The organism is Pseudomonas sp. FG86 (assembly GCF_057808775.1).
Window position 1 is genome coordinate 146,034 of sequence record NZ_JBMDIS010000004.1, and the last position, 24,072, is coordinate 170,105.

26 protein-coding genes are annotated in these 24,072 nt (G+C 61.6%); 14 read left to right on the top strand and 12 right to left on the bottom strand.

All coding sequences use genetic code 11. The annotated features are described in order from the left end of the window. The first annotated feature begins 60 nt into the window (after nt 1-60). A complete protein-coding gene (locus tag ACODSV_RS04140) occupies nt 61-1,683 on the top strand; it encodes an ABC-F family ATP-binding cassette domain-containing protein (protein ID WP_150053987.1) in 1,623 nt (540 codons plus the stop codon). Nucleotides 1,684-1,752: 69 nt separating this feature from the next. After that, on the top strand, nt 1,753-2,457 hold the full coding sequence (locus tag ACODSV_RS04145; protein ID WP_024075656.1) for a YoaK family protein: 705 nt from the start codon (nt 1,753-1,755) through the stop codon (nt 2,455-2,457). 154 nt (nt 2,458-2,611) lie between these two features. Here the strand turns inward: ACODSV_RS04145 and ACODSV_RS04150 are convergent, their stop codons facing one another. Then, on the bottom strand, nt 2,612-2,965 hold the full coding sequence (locus tag ACODSV_RS04150) for a hypothetical protein (RefSeq protein ID WP_024075657.1): 354 nt from the start codon (nt 2,963-2,965) through the stop codon (nt 2,612-2,614). A 109-nt stretch (nt 2,966-3,074) separates the two neighbouring features. On the opposite strand from ACODSV_RS04150, the gene ACODSV_RS04155 reads away from it, so the two are divergent. After that, entirely contained in the window at nt 3,075-3,314 is a 240-nt protein-coding gene (locus ACODSV_RS04155) for a hypothetical protein (protein WP_024075658.1), read from the top strand. A 176-nt stretch (nt 3,315-3,490) separates the two neighbouring features. Here the strand turns inward: ACODSV_RS04155 and ACODSV_RS04160 are convergent, their stop codons facing one another. The 4 genes from ACODSV_RS04160 to ACODSV_RS04175 form a co-directional block, all read right to left on the bottom strand. Continuing rightward, nucleotides 3,491-3,802, bottom strand: a complete 312-nt coding sequence (locus tag ACODSV_RS04160) for an AzlD domain-containing protein (RefSeq protein ID WP_150053986.1) — start codon at nt 3,800-3,802, stop codon at nt 3,491-3,493. Then, the gene (locus ACODSV_RS04165; RefSeq protein WP_024075660.1) at nt 3,799-4,494 is read right to left on the bottom strand and encodes an AzlC family ABC transporter permease; all 696 of its coding nucleotides are present in this window, start codon (nt 4,492-4,494) and stop codon (nt 3,799-3,801) included. The genes ACODSV_RS04160 and ACODSV_RS04165 overlap by 4 nt, the downstream gene beginning before the upstream one ends. Nucleotides 4,495-4,598: 104 nt before the next feature. Beyond that, nucleotides 4,599-6,950 carry a dermonecrotic toxin domain-containing protein gene (locus tag ACODSV_RS04170; RefSeq protein ID WP_150053985.1) on the bottom strand — a complete coding sequence of 784 codons (2,352 nt, stop codon included), beginning with the start codon at nt 6,948-6,950 and terminating at the stop codon, nt 4,599-4,601. Between the two features lie 145 nt (nt 6,951-7,095). After that, complete coding sequence (locus tag ACODSV_RS04175; RefSeq protein WP_024075662.1) at nt 7,096-7,311, bottom strand: hypothetical protein; 216 nt, start codon at nt 7,309-7,311, stop codon at nt 7,096-7,098. Between the two features lie 174 nt (nt 7,312-7,485). Here ACODSV_RS04175 and ACODSV_RS04180 point away from each other — a divergent pair, with 174 nt between their 5' ends. The 11 genes from ACODSV_RS04180 (at nt 7,486) to ACODSV_RS04230 (ending at nt 17,312) form a co-directional block, all read left to right on the top strand. Beyond that, entirely contained in the window at nt 7,486-7,842 is a 357-nt protein-coding gene (locus ACODSV_RS04180) for a metalloregulator ArsR/SmtB family transcription factor (RefSeq protein WP_150053984.1), read from the top strand. A gap of 19 nt (nt 7,843-7,861) precedes the next feature. Continuing rightward, a complete protein-coding gene (locus ACODSV_RS04185) occupies nt 7,862-9,145 on the top strand; it encodes an arsenic transporter (RefSeq protein WP_024075664.1) in 1,284 nt (427 codons plus the stop codon). Between the two features lie 12 nt (nt 9,146-9,157). Further along, nucleotides 9,158-9,628 (top strand): arsenate reductase ArsC, encoded by a 471-nt coding sequence (locus ACODSV_RS04190; RefSeq protein ID WP_024075665.1) that lies wholly within the window; start codon nt 9,158-9,160, stop codon nt 9,626-9,628. A gap of 12 nt (nt 9,629-9,640) precedes the next feature. Beyond that, nucleotides 9,641-10,327, top strand: coding sequence for an arsenical resistance protein ArsH (gene arsH / locus ACODSV_RS04195; protein ID WP_024075666.1), 687 nt, complete (start codon nt 9,641-9,643; stop codon nt 10,325-10,327). A 50-nt stretch (nt 10,328-10,377) separates the two neighbouring features. Beyond that, complete coding sequence (locus ACODSV_RS04200; protein ID WP_190300954.1) at nt 10,378-11,169, top strand: helix-turn-helix transcriptional regulator; 792 nt, start codon at nt 10,378-10,380, stop codon at nt 11,167-11,169. A gap of 74 nt (nt 11,170-11,243) precedes the next feature. After that, complete coding sequence (locus ACODSV_RS04205; protein ID WP_024075668.1) at nt 11,244-11,855, top strand: LysE family transporter; 612 nt, start codon at nt 11,244-11,246, stop codon at nt 11,853-11,855. A gap of 318 nt (nt 11,856-12,173) precedes the next feature. Further along, a complete protein-coding gene (locus ACODSV_RS04210; protein WP_081329196.1) occupies nt 12,174-12,467 on the top strand; it encodes a hypothetical protein in 294 nt (97 codons plus the stop codon). A 235-nt stretch (nt 12,468-12,702) separates the two neighbouring features. Further along, on the top strand, nt 12,703-15,417 hold the full coding sequence (gene mgtA, locus ACODSV_RS04215) for a magnesium-translocating P-type ATPase (protein ID WP_069076043.1): 2,715 nt from the start codon (nt 12,703-12,705) through the stop codon (nt 15,415-15,417). A 77-nt stretch (nt 15,418-15,494) separates the two neighbouring features. Next, nucleotides 15,495-15,842, top strand: coding sequence for a DUF2493 domain-containing protein (locus tag ACODSV_RS04220; RefSeq protein ID WP_024075671.1), 348 nt, complete (start codon nt 15,495-15,497; stop codon nt 15,840-15,842). 18 nt (nt 15,843-15,860) lie between these two features. After that, nucleotides 15,861-16,682, top strand: coding sequence for a hypothetical protein (locus ACODSV_RS04225; protein ID WP_150095329.1), 822 nt, complete (start codon nt 15,861-15,863; stop codon nt 16,680-16,682). Nucleotides 16,683-16,784: 102 nt separating this feature from the next. Next, complete coding sequence (locus tag ACODSV_RS04230) at nt 16,785-17,312, top strand: DinB family protein (protein WP_069076045.1); 528 nt, start codon at nt 16,785-16,787, stop codon at nt 17,310-17,312. Nucleotides 17,313-17,314: 2 nt separating this feature from the next. Here ACODSV_RS04230 and ACODSV_RS04235 read toward each other — a convergent pair whose 3' ends face one another. The 7 genes from ACODSV_RS04235 to ACODSV_RS04265 form a co-directional block, all read right to left on the bottom strand. Beyond that, on the bottom strand, nt 17,315-17,773 hold the full coding sequence (locus tag ACODSV_RS04235) for a GFA family protein (protein ID WP_102624642.1): 459 nt from the start codon (nt 17,771-17,773) through the stop codon (nt 17,315-17,317). Nucleotides 17,774-18,064: 291 nt separating this feature from the next. Beyond that, a complete protein-coding gene (locus tag ACODSV_RS04240; RefSeq protein ID WP_041160947.1) occupies nt 18,065-18,256 on the bottom strand; it encodes a hypothetical protein in 192 nt (63 codons plus the stop codon). Between the two features lie 93 nt (nt 18,257-18,349). Next, complete coding sequence (locus ACODSV_RS04245; protein ID WP_024075676.1) at nt 18,350-19,024, bottom strand: HAD-IA family hydrolase; 675 nt, start codon at nt 19,022-19,024, stop codon at nt 18,350-18,352. Between the two features lie 11 nt (nt 19,025-19,035). Continuing rightward, on the bottom strand, nt 19,036-20,064 hold the full coding sequence (locus tag ACODSV_RS04250; RefSeq protein WP_150053950.1) for an ABC transporter permease: 1,029 nt from the start codon (nt 20,062-20,064) through the stop codon (nt 19,036-19,038). Nucleotides 20,065-20,084: 20 nt separating this feature from the next. Beyond that, a complete protein-coding gene (locus ACODSV_RS04255; RefSeq protein WP_102624644.1) occupies nt 20,085-21,572 on the bottom strand; it encodes a sugar ABC transporter ATP-binding protein in 1,488 nt (495 codons plus the stop codon). After that, complete coding sequence (locus ACODSV_RS04260; RefSeq protein WP_150053951.1) at nt 21,565-22,551, bottom strand: sugar-binding transcriptional regulator; 987 nt, start codon at nt 22,549-22,551, stop codon at nt 21,565-21,567. The genes ACODSV_RS04255 and ACODSV_RS04260 overlap by 8 nt, the downstream gene beginning before the upstream one ends. After that, nucleotides 22,548-24,068 carry an FGGY-family carbohydrate kinase gene (locus ACODSV_RS04265; RefSeq protein WP_150053952.1) on the bottom strand — a complete coding sequence of 507 codons (1,521 nt, stop codon included), beginning with the start codon at nt 24,066-24,068 and terminating at the stop codon, nt 22,548-22,550. The genes ACODSV_RS04260 and ACODSV_RS04265 overlap by 4 nt, the downstream gene beginning before the upstream one ends. Nucleotides 24,069-24,072 lie beyond the last annotated feature (4 nt).

A 24,072-nucleotide genomic window follows, 5' to 3' on the forward strand; every position in this document is an offset into this window, starting at 1 on the left:
TATCTGCAACGAGCCGCCTTGCGCGCTGGTTGGCCTGTCGACATTTTTTTGGAGGTGCTGATGACTGACGTCAACCGGCTGCCCGTGCTTGTATCCCTGCAACACCTGTCCTTCCAGTTCGCCCATGGCGAAACCTTGCTGGAAGACCTGAACCTGTCCATCGATCACACCCCCACCGGGATAGTCGGCCGAAATGGCTGCGGCAAAAGCATCCTGGCGCAATTGATCGCCGGGGTTCTGCGCCCCTCCTCCGGGACACTCAAGGCATACGCCAGCGTGGCCTACGTCCCGCAGGCCCTGGCCATCCAGGCTGGAACAACCGTGGCCGATGTCACGGGCACCGCTCCAGTATTGGCCGCGCTTGCACGCATGACCCAAGGCCAGGGGCAAAGCGATGACCTGGAACTGATTGACGAGCGCTGGGACCTTGCCGAACGCCTGCGTACAGCCCTGGATGCAGCCGGACTGCACGGCCTCGACTTCAACGCCGCAGCCGATCGACTCAGCGGTGGCCAGTTGGCCAGAGTCGCGGTGATCGGCGCCCTGCTGGCGGCGCCGCAGTTGCTGGTACTGGACGAACCGACCAACCACCTCGACAGCGCCGGTCGCGAGTGGCTGCTGCAAGCGCTGCACGACTGGCGCGGCGGCCTGGTGGTGGTCAGCCATGATCGGCAACTGCTTGACAGCCTGGGCCGCATCATCGAACTCTCGCCCCTCGGCGCTCGTGTGTATGGCGGCAATTACCAGGCCTATCGTAAACAGCGCGACACCGAGCAACACGCCGCCGTCTCGGCCTGGGAACACGCCCGCCTGGAACGCAGCCGCGAGCGTCGGCGCCTGCAAAATGACCATGACAGCCTGCAGCGCAGCGCCGCCCGTTCACGCAAGCATGCCGAGACCGCCAACGTCGACCGCTTCACCAAGGCCCGCTGGAAAGGCGCGGCGACGCAAATCGTCAGCACGCTGCGCAGTGCCCATCAGGCCTGCAAGAACGAGCTGGATGCGCAGGTGCGCCACGCCTACGAACGGGTGGCGCAACAGACACCAACGTTGCTGGCCTTGCCGGATTCGGCAGTCCCCAATGGCCGGCAAGTCGTGGCCCTGGTCGAGGCCCGCCTGCCGTGGGTGGATCAGCCGGCGATCACGTTCAGCCTGGCGGGCCCCGTGCGCGTCGCCGTGCGCGGGCCGAACGGTTGCGGTAAATCCACCTTGCTCAAGCTGCTGGCGGCTCAATGGCAGCCGGTCAGTGGCGAATGCTCAGTGCCGGTCCCGTGTGCCTACATCGATCAGCACCTGGCATTGCTGGACGACCAGCGCTCCATCATCGAGCAACTCAACCTGCTCGACACACCGCTGGCGGAAGCCGACGTGCGCACCCGCCTGGCCCTGCTGCAACTGGATGCAGTGCGGGTGACACGACCGACGGGGCACCTCAGCGGCGGCGAACGCTTGAAGGCCGCGATGGCGGTCGCCCTGTGGCGGCAAGTCCCGGCGCAACTGCTGTTATTGGACGAGCCGACCAATCACTTGGACCTGGAGTCAGTGCTCGCCTTCGAACAGGCGTTGAAAGGTTTTAATGGGGCGATCGTCGCGGTGTCACACGACGCAGCCTTTCTGCAGGCCATCGAGCCCACCCACTACTTGACCTGGCGAAACGAGGGTTGGCGACTGGAGGGTGTCTGAGATCATTGCGCGGACGCACAAAGCGTCCTACGGTAGTGGCCGGATAATCTCACCGAGGAACCCGGCCCCATGCTGCCTTCATCCCGCAAGCCTTACACCAACGCCGCACTCGCTCACCGAGAGCGATGGCGCGGCCGAGTCGGCTTAATGCTGGTCGCCAGCCTTTCGGTGCTGGCGGGTATGACGGACGCCATTGGCTTCATGGCCAGCGGCGACTTTGTTTCGTTCATGAGCGGTAATACCACGCGCCTGGCGGTAGCGATCAGCGAGGGTGACCTCGGCCTGACCGGGCGCCTGCTGTTGCTGGTTGCCACCTTTATCGCTGGCAACGCGTTGGGGGTGGTCGTCAGTCGCGTCAGTCAACGCCATGCGCTGCCTTTGCTGTTGTGCATCGCGGCCCTGCTCTGCGGCGGTGCGCTATGGCCGTTTGCGGAAATGTTGCCAGCGTTGCTGGCGGCGATCGTGGCCATGGGCATGCTCAATGCGGCGGTCGAGGAGGTCAACGGCTTGCCGGTGGGTCTCACCTATGTCACCGGGGCGCTTTCACGCTTCGGGCGCGGGCTGGGCCGCTGGATGATGGGAGAACGGCGCAGTGGCTGGCGCGTGCAATTGATCCCGTGGACGGGGATGTTTGTCGGCGCGGTGCTCGGGGCGCTGCTGGAGCACCAGCTGGGCCTGCGTGCGCTGTTGATCAGCGGTGCCCTGGCGGCATTCCTGGGGGTGGTGACGTTGAAGATCCCCCGCCGCTGGCACCTGGGCTATATGCCTCGTTGAAGGGACGCGCCGATGCAAAGGGTGCCCGCCCGACGTTGGGCCTCGACATCCGTGTACTGGTAAAGAGCCATCACGTCGAGCGAGCGAGTGAATCATAAGGCAATGCCCAGTGGCTGTCCCGCCGGGCATTTCCGAAAACAGCTAAGGCAACGGATTACAGACAGGTCGCGAGAGCGGCCAACCGGCGCTTGGCTGGCATATCGTCCTGGGCGGCGAAGTAATTGATGGTGGAGCCGGCACCGGCAGTGCGCACATCCACAAAGTAATCGCCGCCGGTGGTGTAGACCGTGAAACCACCGGCCTCGGTCGGCTCCTTGAACCCGCCGGCATCGACGCCGAACACGCTCTCGTCCTGCCAGCCGAACTGGATGCATTGAGCAACCACCAGGGCGGCCTTGTCCGAAGCCAGGGTCTTGTAGGGTGTACCCGCGCGCGCCGTGTTCATCTTCGAACCTGCGCAACCGCCGAGCATCGCCAGCACCAATGCGCCCACTACTACCTTCCGCATGCCATTGCCTCCTTGAAAAAAACGCGACTCTACCATTAGCAGGCGACACCCAAGGATTATTACGTCACCCTGTCGCTTACTTGCGAGTTCGCTTCTACCTGGAAAACCGATGACACCCAACGCCGAACACTACAACCCGTCCACCGATTACGCCGACAAGCTGATCAGCCGCATCGGCCAGACACCCACCTGGATCGCCAAGCGCATTGGTGTCACCGACAAGCGCATTCGCTACATTCTCGATGGCGAGCGCACGGTCAAAGGCGAAAGCACGCCAATCCAGATGACTTACACCGAGCAATTCGCCCTGGAGTGCCTGGCCGCCGAGGCGCAGTCCAGGAAGAAGTGATCAGGCGCCGGTTTTAGCCTCAAGCGCCGTCGCAGCCCCGCCCAGGGCTGCTTTGCTATCAGCCGTATGAATTTAGTTTCACTGTGAAGGAAGACCGCGCCACCGATACTGGCCAAGCTCATTTTTAGAAGTCTCCCTTCTGCCCGCCCTCCCGCGGGCTTTTTTTCGCCTGCGTTTCAGAGCCACCAGCGAAACAGATAGAACAACGCCATGCTCAGCAACACCGTGAGCAGCACGTTACGCGTCCAGAACATCAGTGCGACCGCGCAGATTCCGGCCAACAGGTAAGGATTGGCCGGGCTCAGGTTGAGCTGGTGGTCGGCGAGGAAAATAATCGGCCCGCAGATCGCCGTGAGCATGCCCGGCACGGCAAAACCGAGAAACTCCCGTGCACCACGGTTGAGCCGTACTGGCAGACGCGGCTCGATAAACAGATAGCGGTTTAGAAACACCACCAGCCCCATCGCCACAATCATGAGGTAGATCATCGCTGCCCTACCCCCAATCGCTTGCAGGCAAACCCTGCACTCATACCCAACACACCGGAAACCACCACCGCCGACTCCCAGTGCAAGTAACTCAGCCACACCGAGCACAGCAGCGCCACAGCGACACACACCACCGTCGGCACGTCACGAACCACCGGTGTAATCAAGGCGATGAAGGTGGCGGCAATAGAAAATTCGAGCCCGAGCTGATCAAGCCCGGGAATGCTTTTGCCGAGCACGATGCCGACCAGGGTGAACAGGTTCCAGACGATATAGAACGTCAGGCCCACCCCCAGGGCGTACCAGCGGTTGAACGTCTCACGGTCATAGTGGTTGACCAGCGCGAAAAACTCATCGGTCAGCAAAAAACCCAGGCTCATGCGCCATCGCGTGTTCAGCGCGGATAACGTCGGGCGCATGTGCATGCCGTAGAGCAAATGCTGGGAAGTCAGCAGCAGCGTGGTCAGCACGATCGACACCAGGCTGGCGCCGCTCTTGACCATGCCGATGGCCACCAATTGCGCGGCACCCGCAAAGACAATGGCGGATAACCCCTGGGCTTGCAGCGGCGTAAATTGCGCATCAATGGCCATGGAACCGGCGAGCAGTCCCCACGGCGCACAGGCCAGGGATAATGGAATGACGGCGATCGCGCCACGGGCGAACGCGTAATGAGGCAAGGCAGTAGGCATGAAGACAGCTCATCGACAGACAGTCGACAAGCATGCCAGCGTAATAACCAGGTTGTCTTGAACGATATTGCACGAGCCCTGCCGTCCTTGCCTCTACGGCGGCGCTAGAGTGCCGGCATCGACGCGCCGGCCACAGCCTGTTTAGGGTTTTCCGACCGTGGAGGAAAATGCACAGGTTCATAACTGAAGCTTTTATATTTTTCGTAATCCTTACTGTCAATGTCGGAAGAATACGGATTTTTTTTGACCACGCGATGCCGGCGCTCGGCAGGCAGTACATCATCGAACTGCACCAATTTTTTGCTTCGATCCGACGATGTAAAAACAGCCTCGATATCGTCCAGCGTAAACTCAGCATTGACTTTACTTGCATAAGCCTTAACCGGAACCCCGACGTTCTCCTGAAACTGCGCAGCAAAAGAGCGGTCTCCACCGGTACCCGAGTCGCACATCAACAAACGTATATTGGCGTATTTATCGGTTGGCACGTTGTTATCCCACAACATCTGCGTCAACTCGTCAGCGTCATAGCTCACGTCATCCAGCACCATCTTCGCCACTGACTTTGCGCCGTCGTTTCCAAGCATGCCATGGGCCACTATATTCAGTCGCTCAGCGCCGTTATAAGTGTCCACGAAAGTAAAAATCAGGTCGTTTAATTTATTTAATTCCCTGGGCTGTTCAGTTAGTTTGATGCGTTTGGCGCCCTCCGAATCGAGCGATTCATCAAGGCGTACACGTTTATTATTGCTGGTGGATGGCGCCTCCCCGGCCAACTCAACAACATCGGTGGTCTTTGCTACTTCATCGCTGTCAAATACCGCCTCAAACTCTAAGAGTTCCTTGTTCGCGTTAGCCGCTTTTTCAATGGTATCCGGTAACTTGCCAAGACCGGTGACGGAAAGGCCAGGCCACCGCGCAGACGCATGAAAAAGTGTCGGCACGGCATTGAGCAGACCGAACACGGTGCGATCCGTGGCCGTTGATTTGCCATGCATTGCGTCATCAATCCCTACGCCAATTTCAGCGGCTCCAGCGGCGACATAAACAGCCTCAGCGGCTATCGCCACTTCTGGAATGACCATTGCCAGTGGCGTCAGCATCAGCGCGGCGGTGGTCGCGGCCTCGGCAAGCGTGATCAGCCGGCGCTTGAGCACATCGGCGTTGGTGACAATCTCATGGTCGGCGTCTGCATAGGAGCGTGCCTTTTGTCGCAGCGTCATGGCGCGGAACGGATCATCGCTCACAGGTTCTGTGGTGATATAGGCCTGCGGGTCCCATCCATTGGGTGCTTCAAACCCCCACTTATTGGGCGTTTTTGCCTCGGACCAGCCGCCCAGCCCCTTAAGCGCTTGTTTGACACCGTCCGAAAACACCTTGTCGTCTTGATCGTTTTCTTTGAAATGCGTACTCAACTGCGCTCGTTTGTTCGGATCGGCCGCCTGATCCGCCAACCAGCCTTTCATCTGCGCAACGCTGTCAAATCGATGAATCGGTGAGGAGTTTCCGGGGATATACAGCAGCGTGTGATTGATTTTCTGGCCTTTGCCATTCATGCGCGGGCGCTTGTCAGTGACGTAGACGAGATCGGTGGAAGGACTGCCGTCAATGGACAACAGGCCGGTTTCAAGCGTGACGTCCTGGCGAAACGGCGCCTTCAGGTCAGCCGCCGTCATATCGCTCAGACGGCTGCCGACACCAAACCCTGCGGCGCGCATGGCGAGGCTTGCTTCATAGTTACTGAGGCTGCCTTCTTTATGCTGGATCTGTGCCGCCGCGGCAAAAGCAAACTTGCTGCATTGCGTATATTTATCTTCATGGGCAGGCCAAAACTTATCCAGGTGGGCCTTGTAGGGCTCACTGAGTTCGGTCTGCCGCAACAAGTCCCGGAATGCCTGCGGCGTATGGTGCAGCGTTTCATTCGCATGATAAGTGTGCTGAGCGTTGGGATCGAACAGCGGAATAATATATTCGTGAGCGCCCGCGTAATCCGCAACATGCTGGCGCTGCTGGATGGCCATCGCCAACGGCGAATTCTCTTCTACCAGGTCGATAACTTTACGCCACCATGGCTTTTGCACCTTGGCCGTTTCATCGTCCGGATTTTTGTCGCGCATGTTTGTAAGGGCAGCCTCTGTCAGCGTGATGCTGTTCAGTAACTTACCCCCCGCCGGCTTGGGCTGACCGAGGTGATAATTGAACGTTGCGATACGCGCGACATCGGGGTCTATCTCTATTTTCCACTGACTCTTGAGTGCGGCCGCGATAAGAGCCGAAGTGTTTTGTGCGGGGGTAAGAAAACTCGACGTTATCGCCTTCACATAATCCCTGAGTTCAGGCGTAACAAGGGGAGATTGCAAGCGGACGGTTTTTTTAACACCTTCAGTACGAGGTATCGAACCTGCTGCAGGCCCTGGCAGTTGTTGCGCAGGGCTGTTGACTTCGTTGCGACGCACCGTTGCGTCAAAATACGAGCCTATGACTCTCGGCGGTATCATATTAGGGCCTCAGGTTGTCAGGTCTATGATTGCTTCCTGACCCTGAGTAGAGATCCGCCTTTCAGTAGTTCCTTTGAGTTGCTTTCCTCATGTGATCGTCGGCTCAAGCCAGTCTGACCGATACCTGCTCCACCGAATCCCGCGCTTCACGCAGTTCGTGGGCGTCCTGGTTGAGCCGATGGATCGTATTGAGCAGGCGCTGGCGCAGCACTTCATCGCTGAGTTTTTCGACCGCGCGCATCAGGTCGAATGCCGCGGTTTCGTTATTTTCCGCGACGGAATCCAGGGTCTTGCGCAGGTTGCGAGTGGCACGGGTCACGCGAGGTATTCCTTCATCGGCAATAGCAGGCACTTTAGGACATTCATGTTTCATTTTAATTTCAAACACTTGTGGCGCATTTGCGCTGACTTGATCCATATCAATCGAAACAGGATTTGACTGAAACATATGGAAATACGTATATTCGTATATCCATATATATGTGCATCAGTCATGTCGGATCTTTTCTCCCCTCCAGCCCTGTTCAAATGCTTCGCCGACCCAACCCGGGTGCGCTTGACGCTGTTGATCCTGCGCGAAGGCGAACTTTGTGTGTGCGAATTGATCCATGCCTTGGACGACAGCCAGCCAAAGATCTCCCGCCACCTGGCACAACTGCGCAGTGGCGGGTTGCTGCTGGATCGTCGCCAAGGGCAATGGATTTATTACCGCATCAATCCGGCACTGCCCGACTGGGTGCGTCACGTGCTGGACACCACCTTGCAAGCCAATCAGCCATGGTTGCAAAACGACGCGCTGCGTCTTGATGCAATGGGCGACAGACCACAACGGGCCGGCACCTGCTGCTGAGCCATCGGAGCCTTTATTCATGCTTGTCGCTAGTGCGATTTTCCTGTTCACCATCATTCTGGTCATCTGGCAGCCCAAGGGCCTGGGCGTCGGCTGGAGCGCCAGCCTGGGCGCGATCCTGGCCCTGGCGTGTGGCGTTATCAGCCTGACGGACATCCCGGTGGTGTGGCACATCATCTGGAATGCCACCGGCACCTTTGTCGCCTTGATCATCATCAGCCTGTTGCTGGACGAAGCCGGCTTCTTTGCCTGGGCCGCCCTGCACGTGGCGCGTTGGGGACGCGGCCGGGGCCGTCGGTTGTTCGCCTATATGGTGCTGCTGGGGGCGCTGGTCTCGGCGCTGTTTGCCAATGACGGCGCCGCATTGATCCTCACCCCCATCGTGATGTCGATGCTGCTGGCCCTGCGTTTTTCCCCTGCCGCGACCCTGGCATTTGTCATGGGGGCTGGGTTTATCGCCGACACCGCCAGCCTGCCGCTGGTGGTCTCCAACCTGGTGAACATTGTTTCGGCAGACTATTTCAAGATCGGCTTCAACGAATACGCGGCAGTCATGGTGCCGGTGAACCTGGTCAGCGTCGCCGCGACCCTCGCGGTGCTGTTGTGGTTTTTCCGTCGCGATATTCCCGGTACCTACGACCCGGCCGACCTGGCAGACCCCGCCAGTGCGATCCATGACCGCGCCACCTTTCGCGCCGGTTGGTGGGTGCTGGGCATCCTGCTGGTGGGCTGTTTTGCCCTGGAGCCGCTGGGCATTCCCATCAGCGCGATTTCCGCGGTGTGCGCCGTGCTGCTGTTGGTGATCGCAGCCAAAGGCCACAAGATCTCCACACGCAAAGTACTCAAGGAAGCCCCCTGGCAGATCGTGGTCTTCTCCCTGGGCATGTACCTGGTGGTCTATGGCCTGCGTAACGCCGGCTTGACCACCTACCTGGCGACCTGGCTCGACAGCTTCGCCACCTATGGCGTATGGGGCGCGGCGATGGGCACCGGGGTGCTCACCGCGCTGCTGTCGTCAGCGATGAACAACCTGCCGACCGTATTGATCGGTGCGCTGTCCATCGAGTCCAGCCATGCCGTGGGCGTGGTCAAGGACGCGATGATCTACGCCAACGTCATCGGCAGCGACCTGGGCCCGAAAATCACCCCTATCGGCAGCCTGGCCACGTTGCTGTGGCTGCATATCCTGGCGCGCAAGGGCATCAACATTACCTGGGGCTACTACTTCAAGGTCGGCATCGTACTGACCTTGCCGGTGCTGCTGATCACCCTCGCCGCCCTCGCCTTGCGCCTCACGTTCTGAAGGAACTCTGTGATGAAAGTCCTGTTCATGTGCACCGCCAATAGCTGCCGCAGCATCCTGTCAGAAGCCATGTTCAACCACCTTGCGCCGCCCGGTTTCGTGGCGATCAGCTCCGGCAGCTTCCCCAAGGGCCAGGTCCTGCCCCGTAGCCTGAGCACGTTGCAGGCGGCGGGCATCAGCACCGAGGGCTTGTACAGCAAGGGCAATGACGCCTTTGAAGGCAGCCCGCCAGACGTGGTGATCACGGTCTGCGACAAAGCCGCCGGCGAAGCCTGCCCGGTGTATTTCGGGCCTGCGCTGAAGGCGCACTGGGGGCTGGAAGACCCCTCGGATGTGCAAGGTGACGAGGCACTTGTCGATGCAGCATTCAAGGCCACGCTGGAGACCATCGAGACCCGCTGTCGTGCCTTTTTCGCCCTGCCGTTCGACCGCCTCAGCGCCGCTGAGCTGAAGGCTGAACTCGAGCGCATTGCGCTGTTATAACCGGAGAGCGTCATGACCACCCTGCCCAACCTGGACACCCGCCTCGCACCGCCCCGGCAGACCGGGCTGGCTCACCCTCCGCGTATCCTGCTGCTCTATGGCTCCAACCGACCCCGCTCGTTCAGCCGGTTGCTGGTTGAGGAGTGCGCGCGCTTGCTGCGCCACTTCGGCGCCGACACGCAAATCTTCAACCCCAGCGGCTTGCCATTGCCTGACGATGCACCCAACGACCACCCCAAGGTTCAAGAGCTGTTGGCGCTGATGCAGTGGTCGGAAGGCCAGGTCTGGTGCTCTCCCGAACGCCACGGTTCGATGTCGGCAGTGTTCAAGGCGCAGATCGACTGGGTGCCGCTGGCCCTCGGTGCCGTTCGCCCGACCCAGGGCAAGACGCTGGCGGTGATGCAAGTCTCCGGGGGCTCTCAATCCTTTAACACGGTGAACCAGCTTCGCGTGCTGGGCCGTTGGATGCGCATGTTCACTATCCCCAACCAATCCTCGGTACCCAAGGCGTTCATGGAGTTCGATGAGCACGACCGCATGAAGCCGTCGGCCCTCTATGACCGCGTCGTGGATGTGATGGAAGAACTGGTCAAGTTCACCGTACTGCTGCGTGAACGCCCGGACCTCGTGGACCGTTACTCGGAGCGCAAGGAAAGCGCCGATGAGCTGTCACAACGTGTCAATCAACGGTCGATCTGAGCCCCTGTGCCAGCGTATGCTCGTGCCCAATCTCTTACCGAGTCGAGTCGATGAGCGTCATGCAACACGCCTGGTTGGGCAACTACGAAGTCAGTTCCACGTCCTGCACCGGCCTGACGTTTGCCCGCCACAGCCATGACGAATGCGTGATCGGCGTGAACCTGGTGGGCGAAGAAAAAGTCTGGCTGGACCGCCGTGAGTTCGAGGCCGGCCCGGGCAGCGTTACCTTGTACAACCCAGGGCAGATTCAAGGCGGCGGTGCGGCGGACGGGGCGCCCTGGCAGTTCGTCAGCCTGTACGCCACGGCCGATCAACTGGCGGCTGACCTGGGGTTGGCGCACGTGGAGTTCGATCGTTCGCTGTGCTTTCAGCCCGACCTTGCGCAACGATTGGCCGGCGCGGTGAAAGCGGCTTTAAGCGATGACACCCTGGTCCGTGAACTGCAAGAAGAAGCGCTGGTGCTGATGCTGGGGGAAGTGGTCAACGCCAGTGGCGTGCGCCTGCCCGGCAGCACGACACTCGGCCACAACCTGATCGGTCGCGCCCAGGAAGTGCTCGCCGCACAACTGCATCGCTCAGTGTCCCTGGACCTTCTCGGGGATGAGCTGGGCCTGTCCAAATTCCACCTGCTGCGCGCCTTCCAGAAAGAAACCGGGCTCAGCCCCCGGCAATGGGCCATGCAACTGCGCACTCGGCGGGCCAAAGGTCTATTGCGCAACGGCGTGGCGACCTGCGAGGTCGCCCATCACGTGGGGTTCGCCGACCAAAGCCACCTCAACCGGCATTTCCGCGCGGCCTACGGCATGACGCCGGGGCACTACCAACGCCTCCTGAATCGCTGAAAGCGCAATCTGGTTCAAGACGCCCCCCCGCACACCCCCTCACACTGCCCACCCACATTTGAAGGAACGCGGGCATGCTGACGATCTTTTTCTACGCACTGGTATTCGGTTTTGTGTTTTGCCTTTCTCCCGGCGCGGTATTGGCAGAGACCTTGCGCCGCGGGTTGCTCCACGGCTTCATGCCGGCGCTGCTGGTACAGATAGGTTCACTGGTGGGCGATGCCGTGTGGGCGGTGATCGGCCTGACGGGTATTGCTCTGTTGATCCAGCATGATGCGGTGCGCGTACCGCTGACGATTATTTGCGCGCTGTACCTGGCCTGGCTCGGCATACGCAGCCTGATCGATGCCTGGCACCTGCCCGAAGCAGACAGCGCACCAGCCCGCTCCGGGCCCAATGCGTTGGCCGTGGGCGCGGCGATTTCCCTGGCCAACCCGAAGAACATTGTTTACTGGGGGGCGCTGGGCAGCGCCTTGTCGGGCATCGTCGGGGCCACGCCCAGCCATGGGCAAACGCTGATGTTTTTTGCAGGGTTCATGCTGGCTTCGGTGCTGTCGTGTTTTCTGATTGCGGCGCTGGTGAATCTGTTGCGCCAGAACGCCTCACCGACCTGGCAACGTATCAGTTACGGTGCCTGCGGTTTGGTATTGATCTACCTGGCGGCTTTGGCCGCACGCGGTATATGAAGTTATATATCCAGCAACTTCCGAGCGCGGCTTGCCTGAATGAACTCTGAACGCCGGATACTTTAATTAATTATGCGTTGACATTTTGTAACTGCCTAAGTAGATTGCCCCTGCCCGCAACTGGGGCCTTTTTTAAACCTCACAAAAGAAGCCAATGGACACAGTATCTAGTCGCTGTCCGAGCACCGCGAACGCGGGCATCGGGCGCCCAACCCAGAATATGACAGGACTCGCCTCCCCGGTCCGGTAAGCTGCGCTAGAGCTTGATGCTCCACCGTAACTGCCTCACCGGTCGCCCGTCCGGTCCCGAGGTGTGTTATGACCTTCCAACTCATTGCTCTACCCGATGCACGCATGCTGGCCGCGGCCTTGCGCGCCAAGCTATGCCGTGGGCCCGCGGGCGTTTGCCCTGCCCGCCCTGCCTGTACCACCGCCGCCCCCCCGGTGCGCCCGGCTCACCCGCTGGCGCGCTGGCGTATCTGCCCAGCCAGCGGCCAACGCGTGCTGCACTGGGATCACGCCGACCCGCTGGACCCTCAGAGACCTCTCGTTTCCAGCCTGGCTCAAGCCAGCCTGATGCTCGATCTTTACCTGAGCACTCGCGCTGCCTGAACCGTTTGGAAACAGCAACTTCCTGATTAATAACCTGGTGTTCTTTATGAACAAGCCCAGTCGTAACCCGCTGCGCGTTAGTTAACTAACGCGCTATTGGCGGGCGCAGTAAAAGTTATATCGAGACCTTATTTAAACCGATCGCGAAGTTAGCGACTCGGCATGCTTTCGCTCGCCTGTCATCAGGCCAGTAACGGGTATGTTTTGTCGAGAATTGGCGACAGGAGCACACACCATGAGCGCCGTAAAAAACGCCCCATTGAAGCAAAAAGCGCGCAGCGACGCCGACACCAAACTGTCGATGCGTGCCGCCCGCGAAGCCCACAACGGCCTGTCGGCCACCCTGGCCAACGTACGCGCCACCCAGGATGGCCTGACCGAACTCGACGCCGCCGCGCGTCTGCAACGCGAAGGCTATAACGAAGTCGCCCACGACAAGCCGCCTCACGCCATCGTCCAGTTCCTGCAGGCATTGAACAACCCGTTTATCTACGTACTGCTGACCTTGGGCGCCATCAGCTTCTTCACCGACTGCTGGTTGCCGATGCAGGCAGGAGAAGAGGTCGACCCGACCAAAGTCATCATTATCATGACCATGGTCCTGCTCAGCAGCTTGCTGCGTTTCTGGCAGGAACACCGTTCGGCCAAATCCGCCGAGGCCCTCAAAGCCATGGTGCGCACCACCGCGACGGTGCTGCGCCGCGAACAAGTGGGCAGCCAGCCAACCCTGCGCGAAGTGCCGATGCGCGACCTGGTGGCCGGCGACATTGTGCAACTGTCGGCGGGCGACATGATTCCGGCCGACATCCGCCTGATCGAATCCCGCGACCTGTTTATCAGCCAGGCCGTGCTGACCGGTGAAGCCTTGCCGGTGGAGAAGTACGACACGCTGGGGGATGTGACGCAAAAGTCCGCCCACTCCCCGGCCGCTGACCAGGGCAATTTGCTCGACCTGCCGAACATCTGCTTCATGGGCACCAACGTGGTCAGCGGCCGGGCCAAAGCCGTCGTCGTGGCCACCGGCGCGCGCACCTACTTTGGCTCCCTGGCCAAGGCCATCGTCGGCTCGCGGGTGCAAACCGCCTTTGATCGCGGGGTGAACAGCGTCAGCTGGCTGCTGATTCGCTTTATGTTGGTGATGGTGCCGATCGTGTTCTTCCTCAACGGTTTCTCCAAGGGTGACTGGGGCGATGCCTTCCTGTTTGCCCTGGCGGTCGCGGTGGGCCTCACCCCCGAAATGCTGCCGATGATCGTCAGCGCCAACCTGGCCAAGGGCGCCACGGCGATGGCCAAGCGCAAAGTGGTGGTCAAGCGCCTCAACGCAATCCAGAACTTCGGCTCGATGGATGTGCTGTGCACCGACAAGACCGGCACCCTGACCCAGGACAAGATCATCCTCGAGCACCACGTCAACGCTTTCGGCCAGCGGGATGACGCGGTGTTGTCCCTGGCCTGGCTCAACAGCCATCACCAGAGCGGCATGAAGAACCTGATGGACCAGGCCGTGGTGCAGTTCTCGGAACAGAACCCGAAGTTCCAGCAGCCCTTTGCCTACAGCAAGGTCGATGAATTACCGTTCGATTTTGTCCGCCGTCGCCTGTCGATCGTGGTCAAGGACACCGCCGCCGACCACTTGCTGGTGTGCAAAGGTGCCGTGGAAGAAATGCTCGGCATTTCCACCCATGTGATGGAAGGCGGGGCCGCCGTACCATTGGATGAGCGTCGCCGTACTGAACTGCTGGCGCTTGCCAACGACTATAACGAGGACGGTTTCCGCGTCCTGGTGGTGGCGACACGTAATATTCCCAAGGCCTTGGCCCGCCAGCAGTACACCACGGCCGATGAGCGCAACCTGGTGATCCAGGGGTTCCTGACCTTCCTCGATCCACCCAAGGAAACCGCAGGCCCGGCGATCGCGGCACTGCAACAAATTGGCGTGGCGGTGAAAGTGCTGACCGGCGACAACGCGGTGGTCACCAGCAAGATCTGCCGCCAGGTCGGCCTCGAGCCTGGCGAGCCGCTGCTGGGCATGGACATCGAAGCGATGGACGACGCCACCCTGCAACGCCGCGTGGAAGAACGCACGGTGTTCGCCAAGCTGACACCGCTGCAGAAATCACGGGTGCTCAAGGCGCTGCAAGCCAACGGCCACACCGTGGGTTTCCTGGGGGACGGCATCAATGATGCGCCGGCCCTGCGCGATGCCGACGTGGGCATCTCGGTGGACAGCGGCACGGACATCGCCAAGGAATCGGCCGACATCATCCTCCTGGAAAAAAGCCTGATGGTGCTGGAAGAAGGCGTGCTCAAGGGCCGCGAAACCTTCGGCAATATCATGAAGTACCTGAACATGACCGCCAGTTCCAACTTCGGCAACGTGTTCTCGGTGCTGGTGGCCAGTGCGTTCATCCCGTTCCTGCCGATGCTGTCGATCCACCTGCTGCTGCAAAACCTGATGTACGACATCTCCCAGTTGGCCCTGCCGTGGGACAAGATGGACAAGGAATACCTGGCCAAGCCCCGCAAGTGGGACGCGAAGAACATTGGCCGCTTCATGATCTGGATCGGACCGACCTCGTCGATCTTCGACATCACCACCTTCGCGCTGATGTGGTACGTGTTCGCCGCCAACAGTGTGGAAATGCAGACCTTGTTCCAGTCCGGCTGGTTTATCGAGGGCCTGCTCTCACAAACCCTGGTGGTGCATATGTTGCGCACCCGCAAGATCCCGTTCTTCCAGAGCACCGCCGCCTGGCCGGTACTGCTGATGACCGGCGTGGTCATCGCCCTGGGCATCTACGTGCCGTTCTCGCCGCTGGGCACACTGGTGGGCCTGCAACCGCTGCCGCTGGCGTACTTCCCCTGGCTGGTGGGCACCCTGTTCGCCTACTGCTGCGTGGCTCAACTGATGAAGACGATCTACATCCGCCGCTTCAAGCAGTGGTACTGATCCCCCGCCGTTTAACCGGTGGCGGTCGCCCGACCGCTACCGTGCAATACAAGCGCTACTACAAGGAAAAAGGGCCTATGCGCGTCTTGATCTGTGCAGGTCGTCATTACGCCGACACCAAGCTGTCCCGCCAAGTACTGGATGCCTACCACCGCCTGCGCCCGGTGCAGGTGTTGATCCACGGCGGCAACCAGTTCCTGGGCAGCGATATCGAGGAATGGGCGCGGGAACTCGGCATCGACGTGGTGCGCTACCCGCCCAACTGGCAACACCACGGCAAACAGGCGGAACGCCAGCGCAACCATTTCATGCTCACCGATAGCCGCCCCGACGTGGTCATCGCCCTGCCGGGTGGTGATGACACCTCGGAGCTGGTCTGCCAGGCCAAAGCCAGCGGCATTTCGGTGCTGACCGTAGAAAGCTGAATTCAAGCGAGGTGCCTCATGCACAAAAAACACACCCCTCGACGCCCGGACGGGTTTGCCAAATACCGCGCGCGCAACCATCGCGGCCCTCGGGCCACGCTGTTGCTGCTGCCCCCGGCAAAACGCCGCGCGTTGCAACGCAACCTGATCTTTATCGGCATAACCCTGGCGATCCTTTTGCTCATCGCCGTGCTCTCCAAAGCCCAGGCGGCAGGCGGGTCTTATACGGTCGACGATGGCGCGATCAATGCGCCGGGCGAATGCAACGTCGACGCCTGGTACACCGCCAACCGCCACGATGGCGGCACCCACAACGCGACCCTGTCACCCGCCTGCACGTTCAGCGCACTGCCTTCGGTGCAATGGGGCGCGGCACTGTCCCGCGCCACCACCGGTGGCCCGGGTGAAACCCAGGTCAACCCGCAACTCAAGGCGCAGCTGTTGTCGAGCGAAGCGTTGGGCCTGGAAATGGCGATTGCCGCCGGGGCGCACTTTGCCCTGGATCGGCGACACGGGTTTGACGGCGCGGACTTCAACGTGCCGCTGACCTGGCAATCTTCGCTGCCCCTGCGCCTGAACCTGAATGCTGGCTGGAGCCATGCCTACAACGACGGCGATCAAACCCACCGCCTGACCTGGGGCGCAGGCTTCGAATACCCGCTGGCGCAGTCCCTGACGCTGATCGCCGAACGCTACGGCCAGGCAGGCCGTGACCAGGCCTGGCAGGCGGGGCCGCGGTTGCATGTCGGGCCGTGGGTCGATGTCGACCTGGTGCTCGGGCGCAGCCTGATCGGTGAGCGTGACCAATGGCTGACCACCGGCGCCACAGTGCGCTTCTAGGCGCTGGCAGCGGCGCTGCTGTCCACCCGCCTGCCGGAACACCATGACCGTCGGGCGGGCACGCCTTATGATGGCGCCACCGCGCCGAGGAGGAATCACCCCGTGGACCGTATCGAACAGATTGCCCTGATGGCGACCTACAACCAGTGGATGAACCGCAAGGTGTATGACACCGCCCACCAGCTCAGCCATGCCGCGCTGATGGAAGATCGTCGGGCATTTTTTGGTTCGATCCTGGGCACGCTGAACCACCTGATGTTGGGCGACACCGTGTGGCTCAAGCGCTTTGCCCAGCACCCGGCAGGCTATGGGGCGCTGGCACCGTTAACCGCCATCGCCACCCCCACCGACCTCAAGCAACTGGCCTTCGCCAACCTGGGTGAACTCTGGACGCACCGCGCCTGGCTGGATCAACTGATCATCGATTGGGCCGGCACCCTGAAAGAAAGCGAGCTTGACCAGCGCCTGCGCTACCACAACATGCGTGGCACCGCCGCCGACAAGCCGTTTTTTGGCCTGCTGGTGCACTTTTTCAATCACCAGACCCATCACCGGGGCCAGGTGACAACACTGCTGACCCAGGCGGGGCACGATGTGGGCGATACGGACCTGCTGGCGCTGATCGACTGAACTCAGCGGGCGCTGAACTCGGCATAGGCTTGCAACAGTCGGGGGAAGTCTTGCGGGGCCGGCAGTTGCGCGAAACTCTCACGCGCCGGGGTAGACGCCCACGGCAGCTTTTCGCTGGTCCAGGTCTCCATGAAGGGTACGTATTCCCGAGCATTATCCAGCAAGCTGGCGCGCACATTGACGAACTCATCGATGCCGTGGGGCCGGGTAAACAACCAGCTCATGCAATGGGGGCAAAAGTAATGGCGGTCCACGCCATGCAAGCCGCCGATCACCGGGCAACCCTGGGTCACGGTGAATGCGCTGGCGGGAATCAATGCACTGAGGGAGAACGCGCTGGCGGTCATTTTCTGGCACCCGGTGCAATGGCACGCCATGGTGATCACCGGTGGCTGGCTCACGCTGAAGCGCACCTGGTTACACCGGCAACTGCCTTCCTGGGGCAGGTTGTTGATGCTCATCACTCATTCCTTTTTATGATTGGGACCGCGCCAGGGTAGCGTCCCACTATAGGGTTGAACAGGTGCGCGGCGTAAAACGAACGCTGTTGCGCGCGCTCGCGTGTCCCTCATGGCTCAACGCTGAACGCCCGGCCGATCGGGCTGCTGTGGCGAGCGGGCTTGCCCCGCGTTGGGCTGCGTAGCAGCCCCAAAACCTGGCGATTTAACATGCCTGGATAAACGCGGTGGCCTTATTGGGGCCGCTGCGCAGCCCAACGCGGGGCAAGCCCGCTCGCCACAACAAGCCCGCCCTCAATGATCGTTGGACACCCGCCTGGTGCGTGCCTTGTACACCGGCAGCGCGGCGGCATACGCCAGTGCCTGTTCGCGGGAATTGAAGGACGCCAACCGGTCCTTATGGGTACAGACCCGCCACGGCCCGAAGTTCACCTGCACGATATCGTAGCCATTCAGATGCAGCTTATTCAGCATTGGAGCGCTCATAGTCACCTCGCTTTCCTGAGATTTCCACGCAGTACGCGCCCTACCTTACACCCACATCCCCGGGCGTGGCCGACCGCATGTCGCAGCACCCGGCTAGTCCGTGGGCAAACCCCATGCCTTCAAGTCGACGGCCTCCAGGCTGTGCAGGCGCCGGTCGGCGTGGAGGAACTTATCGTCGGCCATCGCCGGGTCCGGGATGGCCACCGCGTACATGCCCGCCGCTTTCGCCGCGCTGATACCAAACGGTGAGTCCTCGAATACCAGGCAATCGGCCGGCGCAACCCCCAGGCGTTGGGCGGCGACCAGGAAGATATCCGGTGCCGGCTTGGCAGCGCCGACCTGCGGGTCATCCGCCGTGACGACCGCATCGAACAACTCGAACCACTCACGATGCCGGGCAATTTTCAGGTCGAAATAATGCCGCGACGAACTGGTCCCCACCGCAATCGGAATGCCCTTGGCCGACAGGTGACGCACCAAGGCTTCAGCGCCGGCCATGGCCGCAGCCTGGGGGAAACGCTCATTCATCAGGGGCGTGCGCAGTTCCAGGAACGCTTGCGCGCTGATCGGCAGTTCCAGCGCCTGCACGATATAGCTCGCCAGCGCGTATGCGCCCAGACCGATGGTGTGCTGCTTGATACTCCAGTCAAACCGCCGGCCACCGAAGCGGTCGGCAATCAATTGGGTGACTTCGGTGTAGATGCCTTCGGTATCGAGCAGCAAGCCGTCCATATCGAAAATCACCGCCTTGATCTGTGGTGCAGTCATCAGGGCTCTCCTCACGTTCGGCCAGCGTAGTGGTCGATCAGGCGGTTGAGCAGAATCGCCAGCACAATGATCACCCCGGTGATCGCCATCTGATAGAACGAACCCAGCCCGAGCAAATTGAAGATATTGCGCAGCACTTGCAGCAGCATCACCGCCACCGCCGTGCCGACCACGCTACCGCGCCCTCCGAACAGACTGGTGCCGCCCAGCACCACGGCAGCGATGGCGTCCAATTCCAGGCCCTGGGCCGCCGTGGGTTGGCCGACATGCAGGCGCGAGGTCATCAACAGCCCGGCGAACGCAGCCAGCCCCCCGCAAATGGAGAACACCGCAATGGTCACCGCCCGCACCGGGACACCGGACAAGCGCGCCGCTTCCAGGTTACCGCCCGTGGCAAGCACATACTCGCCAAACACCGTGTAGCGCAGCACCAGCCAGGCGATGAGCGTGATCAGGATGAAGATCAGGCCCAGCACCGGAAACGCGATGCCGGCACTCGGCAGGATGTCGATCATCGATGAACCAAACCCGGTGAAGCTTGCCGGCAGCCCGCCAATCGGTGCGCCATCGGAGGCCAGGAAGGTCGCACCGCGCAACGACACCAGGCCGGCCAGGGTGATGATAAAACTCGGCACCTTGCCAAATACCGTCAGGCTGCCCATCAAGGTGCCTATCGCCAGGCCCACCAGCAACGTCGCCGGCACTGCCAGCCAACCGCTGACCTGTTGCTGCAACAGCACCGCCACCAGGATGCCGCCAAAGGCGCACAAGCTGCCGACGGACAAATCGATGTTCGCGGTCAGGATGACGAAGGTCATGCCGATGGCCACGATCCCCACGATCGCCCCTTGCTGGAACAGGTTGGCGATATTGCCGAAGGTCAGGAAGTCATCGGACAAAAACGTCGCCACTGTCACGGCGAACAGGAAAATGAACACGAAGTTGTAGCGCATCACCCATTCCAGCACCGCACTGCGTCGGCTGGGCGTCAGGGCCATGGGCTTGTCGAAAACGGGGGTCGGGTTGCTGGCAATAGTCATGGTTCTGCACTCTTTACCGTTCAAGGATGTCGACCAATAAGGATGGCCTGGTCGATCTGGTCACGGCTGGCGCTCAACGGGTCGAAACACACCGCGTTACGCCCTTCGTGCATGACCCAGATCCGGTCACAATTGACGTACAACTCATCCAGCTCACTGCTGGCGACCAACACGGCCGCCCCCTCCTGCGCGAGGCTGCGGGCCAGGGCGTAGAGGTCGGCCTTGGCGCCGACATCCAGGCCACGGCTGGGCTCGTCGAGCAGCAACAACCGCGCACCGTCGATCACCCACTTGGCCATGACCACTTTTTGCTGATTGCCGCCGGACAACTGGCGTACCGGTTGCTCCAGGTTGTCGAGCTTGGTTTGCAGGCGTTGCAGCACCGGGCCCGCACGGTCCTTGGCCTGGCGATGGGAGAACCAGCCCAGATGCCGCGCATGCACCAGGCAGGCGTTGCGGTAGATCGGCGCGTCCAGCAGCAGGCCTTCGGTCTTGCGGTTTTCCGGGACCAGGCCGACGCCCTGGCGAATAGCCTGGCGTGAGGTCAATGGGCGGTAGGGCTCACCGAACAGTTCGACATCGCTGTCGGTACGGCCCACACCGAACAACGCCTTGAGCAAGGTGCTGCGCCCTGCGCCGTTGAGCCCCGCCAGGCCGACAATTTCACCTTGGCGCACCTGCAATCCACGCACATCCAAGCCCTGGGCACCCTGCAAGCGACGAATATCCAGGGCCAGCGCCTCGCGCGGCGGCTGGCGCGGGCTGCGCTCCAGCAGGTCGCGATGTTCGCCGACCACCGCGGCCACCAGCGCCTGGTCATCGATCTGCGCCAATTCATAGGTGCGCAACGTGCGCCCGGCACGTAGCACGGTGACCCGGTCGCCGATCTCGCGAATCTCATTCAAGCGATGGCTCACGTACAACACCGCGACCCCGGCGGCAGTGATCTCGCGGATCACCCGGAACACCTGCTTGAGTTCGGTTTCGTTCAGCGCGGCGGACGGCTCATCCATCACCACGACCTTGGCCTCACAGGTCAGCGCCCGGGCAATGGCCGCCAGTTGCTGGTTGGCAATCGACAAGCTGCCCACGCAGTCGGTGCTGGAGAACGTGGCGCCAACCCGCACCAGCGCAGCCTTGGCCAAGGCACTGCGCTTGCCACGGTCGATCATGCCGAAGCGCCGTGGCGCGTAGCCGAGCATCAGGTTTTCTTCCACGGTCATCTGCGCGATCAGGTCCAGTTCCTGGTAGATCATGGCGATCCCGGCCTGGCGCGCCTGCTGCGGGTTTTTCAACTCGACGCGCCGGCCGCCGATGAACATCTCGCCAGCGTCCGGCCGATGGGCGCCGGCGACGATCTTCAGCAGGGTGCTCTTGCCCGCGCCGTTGGCGCCCAGCAGGCAATGCACTTCACCGGGGCGCACATCGAGGGACGCGTCGGTCAACGCGATGACATTGGGTGGAAAGCGTTTGCTGACATGCTGAATCTCCAGCGCCAAATCATTCATGATCCTGCTCCAGCAAATAGCGCGCGGTGCCAGCGTCGGTCGCCAGCACATTGACGTAACCGGCCTTGACGCTGGCATGCACGATGCGATGTTTGTGGGCCCCCACGCACACGGCTATCGACCAGGCTTTGTCGCGCAGCGCCGACAGGTGCAGGCCAAGGGTACGGGCATCCAGTTCGGGCATGACCGGTTCGCCGTCCATGCCGATAAACCGGCCCATGATGTCGCCCACCGCACCGAGGCGCTCAAGTTCCTGGAGCAAGGGACGGTCGATGTAGCCCGACTCCATCAGCACCGAATGGTCGGACAACTCGCCCAGGCTGAAGCAGGCAACTGGCGCCTGCTCGCCCAAGTGCATGACCTGGGCGATCACCGGGTCTTGTTCCAGCGCTTCCCGGGTATGGGCGTGCCCCAGGATGGCCGGCACGGGCAGCAAGGTGGCCTGGCCACGCGCCGCCTGGGCGAAGCGTTCGGCCACGTTATGGCTGGGTTCGCCGACCGAGCGCGTGTTGATCGCGCCATTGAGCAGCACCACATTGACCCCTTCGTTCCAGCGCGGCACCAACCATTGGGCCATCTTGGTCAGGGTGCGGCCCCACGACACGCCGATCAGGGCAGGCATCGGTTGCAGGTTGCACAGGTAGCGCGCAGCAGCCTGGGTCACGACATTGAGTGCATCGTCATCGTCGACCTCCAACACCAGCGCCTCGCGCAGGCCAAAACGCTTTTGCAACGCCACTTCCAGCGCCGGCACGCGGGCCGAGCGGGCCACAATGTCAATGCGTACGACGCCGCAGTCGCGGGCCTCGCGCAGCAGGCGGCTGACTTGCCAGCGGGTCAGGCCGGTTTCACGGGAGATGTCGCTCTGGGTCTTTTCCAGGTCGTAGTACAGCTTGGCGACTTGCACCATCAGGTCATCACGTTGGGAGTCCGCGGTGAGCTTGGGCGGCAATGAATCGGCGCAGGTTTGGGTGCTCATGCGGCCGGCCTTACGCCGAGCGTGCGGTTCGCCGGCGGTTTGCAACTGATGGGCGCCACGCTGTCCGTGGCGGCGCGGTAACGGCCAAGCAATTCGATGTACTGCTCATGGGCGTAAGGGTCGGGTTCGATCAGGCGGCCGACGGTGGTGAAGGCCGTGGCGGCTTGCTGCAAGTCACTGAATTCACCGAGGGCGCAAGCCGCCGCCGCCGCAGTCCCGATCAACGTCAGGTTGTCATGGGGGACCATCTCGAACGGTACGCCGGTGGCATCGACAGTGGCTTGCAACCACAACGGGTTTTTCTGGAAACCGCCGGCAGCGACCACGCGGGTGATCTCAATGCCTTCACTGCGCCAGGTGTGGAAGATGTTCGCCGAGCCCAGGGCAATGGCTTCCACCGAGGCGCGATAGAGGTCGTGGCGGTCGTGATTGAGCGACAGGCCCATGATCGCCCCGCGCATGTCCGGCGAGCGATACGGCGTGCGGTTGCCCATCCAGTAATCGAGCACCAGCAGGCCGGTGGAGCCCGGTTGCAGGGCAGCGGCCTGGCGGATCAATTGCTGGTGGCCGGCATCGTCCAGGCCGAACATTTTTTGCGCGAGCCAGTTGAGAATCGAGCCAGCCGAGACTTGCCCGCCTTCCATCAGCCATTGGCCGTCGAGCAAGGCGCCGGGGTAAGGCCCCCAGATACCCGGCACGTCGATACGCTTGGGGGTATGCATCAGTTGCACCACGGAGGTGCCGCCGATAAACAGCACTTCACCCGCGCCCGTGGTGCCGGCGCTGAGCATGGCCATGTGCGCATCGATACCGCCCTGGGCCACCAGGGTGTCGCGGCTCAGGCCCAGGTGATTGGCGGCCTCTGCGGTCAACGGACCGATTCGCCCACCGACCTTGATCACTTCCGGCGGCAGCTTCTGTGCGAGTTCGGGAATGCCCAGGTCGGCGTACAGCTCCACGGGGAAACGCTGCTGCAACGTGTCGTAGTTCCACTTACAACTGGCGTTGAGTTGAGAGGCAACCCAGCGCCCGGTCAGTTGGTAATTGACCCAGTCCACCGCTTCGCAGATTCGCGCCGCGCGGCGGTACACCTCGGGTTCGTGCTCAGCCAGCCACATGGCCTTGGGCACCAGCCACTCCACGGCGTCCCCCCCTTGGTTCATCATCGGGTGGCTGATCCGGGCGCTGCGCGCCGACTCAACGGCCGCGCGGCAATCCATCCATAACAAGGCCGGGGCCAACGGTTCGCCGTCCGCCTGGGCGGCCACTACCGTGGACGCAGTGGTCGCGACACACACCGCGGCCACCGGTAGATGCCCGGCCTGGGCCATCAATTGCCGACAGGCTTTGCCCAGCGAGGTCCACCAGTCAGCCGGCGCTTGTTCAGCCCAACCCAATTGCGGGTACTGCGTGGCGTAGGCAGCCTCGGCCACCTGTATCAGTTTATGGCTGTGCAAGTCATATAGCCCGGCACGCACCCCACCTGTTCCGAAATCCAGTCCCAACAACAACGTCATCGGT

Bases quoted from the DNA above. Each gene is read 5' to 3' on its own strand.
- ACODSV_RS04140 (WP_150053987.1), top strand. From the start codon at position 61: ATGACTGACGTCAACCGGCTGCCCGTGCTTGTATCCCTGCAACACCTG.
- ACODSV_RS04145 (WP_024075656.1), top strand. From the start codon at position 1,753: ATGCTGCCTTCATCCCGCAAGCCTTACACCAACGCCGCACTCGCTCAC.
- ACODSV_RS04150 (WP_024075657.1), bottom strand. From the start codon at position 2,965: ATGCGGAAGGTAGTAGTGGGCGCATTGGTGCTGGCGATGCTCGGCGGT.
- ACODSV_RS04155 (WP_024075658.1), top strand. From the start codon at position 3,075: ATGACACCCAACGCCGAACACTACAACCCGTCCACCGATTACGCCGAC.
- ACODSV_RS04160 (WP_150053986.1), bottom strand. From the start codon at position 3,802: ATGATCTACCTCATGATTGTGGCGATGGGGCTGGTGGTGTTTCTAAAC.
- ACODSV_RS04165 (WP_024075660.1), bottom strand. From the start codon at position 4,494: ATGCCTACTGCCTTGCCTCATTACGCGTTCGCCCGTGGCGCGATCGCC.
- ACODSV_RS04180 (WP_150053984.1), top strand. From the start codon at position 7,486: ATGTCGGATCTTTTCTCCCCTCCAGCCCTGTTCAAATGCTTCGCCGAC.
- ACODSV_RS04185 (WP_024075664.1), top strand. From the start codon at position 7,862: ATGCTTGTCGCTAGTGCGATTTTCCTGTTCACCATCATTCTGGTCATC.
- ACODSV_RS04190 (WP_024075665.1), top strand. From the start codon at position 9,158: ATGAAAGTCCTGTTCATGTGCACCGCCAATAGCTGCCGCAGCATCCTG.
- arsH (WP_024075666.1), top strand. From the start codon at position 9,641: ATGACCACCCTGCCCAACCTGGACACCCGCCTCGCACCGCCCCGGCAG.
- ACODSV_RS04200 (WP_190300954.1), top strand. From the start codon at position 10,378: ATGAGCGTCATGCAACACGCCTGGTTGGGCAACTACGAAGTCAGTTCC.
- ACODSV_RS04205 (WP_024075668.1), top strand. From the start codon at position 11,244: ATGCTGACGATCTTTTTCTACGCACTGGTATTCGGTTTTGTGTTTTGC.
- ACODSV_RS04210 (WP_081329196.1), top strand. From the start codon at position 12,174: ATGACCTTCCAACTCATTGCTCTACCCGATGCACGCATGCTGGCCGCG.
- mgtA (WP_069076043.1), top strand. From the start codon at position 12,703: ATGAGCGCCGTAAAAAACGCCCCATTGAAGCAAAAAGCGCGCAGCGAC.
- ACODSV_RS04220 (WP_024075671.1), top strand. From the start codon at position 15,495: ATGCGCGTCTTGATCTGTGCAGGTCGTCATTACGCCGACACCAAGCTG.
- ACODSV_RS04225 (WP_150095329.1), top strand. From the start codon at position 15,861: ATGCACAAAAAACACACCCCTCGACGCCCGGACGGGTTTGCCAAATAC.
- ACODSV_RS04235 (WP_102624642.1), bottom strand. From the start codon at position 17,773: ATGAGCATCAACAACCTGCCCCAGGAAGGCAGTTGCCGGTGTAACCAG.
- ACODSV_RS04240 (WP_041160947.1), bottom strand. From the start codon at position 18,256: ATGAGCGCTCCAATGCTGAATAAGCTGCATCTGAATGGCTACGATATC.
- ACODSV_RS04245 (WP_024075676.1), bottom strand. From the start codon at position 19,024: ATGACTGCACCACAGATCAAGGCGGTGATTTTCGATATGGACGGCTTG.
- ACODSV_RS04250 (WP_150053950.1), bottom strand. From the start codon at position 20,064: ATGACTATTGCCAGCAACCCGACCCCCGTTTTCGACAAGCCCATGGCC.
- ACODSV_RS04255 (WP_102624644.1), bottom strand. From the start codon at position 21,572: ATGAATGATTTGGCGCTGGAGATTCAGCATGTCAGCAAACGCTTTCCA.
- ACODSV_RS04260 (WP_150053951.1), bottom strand. From the start codon at position 22,551: ATGAGCACCCAAACCTGCGCCGATTCATTGCCGCCCAAGCTCACCGCG.
- ACODSV_RS04265 (WP_150053952.1), bottom strand. From the start codon at position 24,068: ATGACGTTGTTGTTGGGACTGGATTTCGGAACAGGTGGGGTGCGTGCC.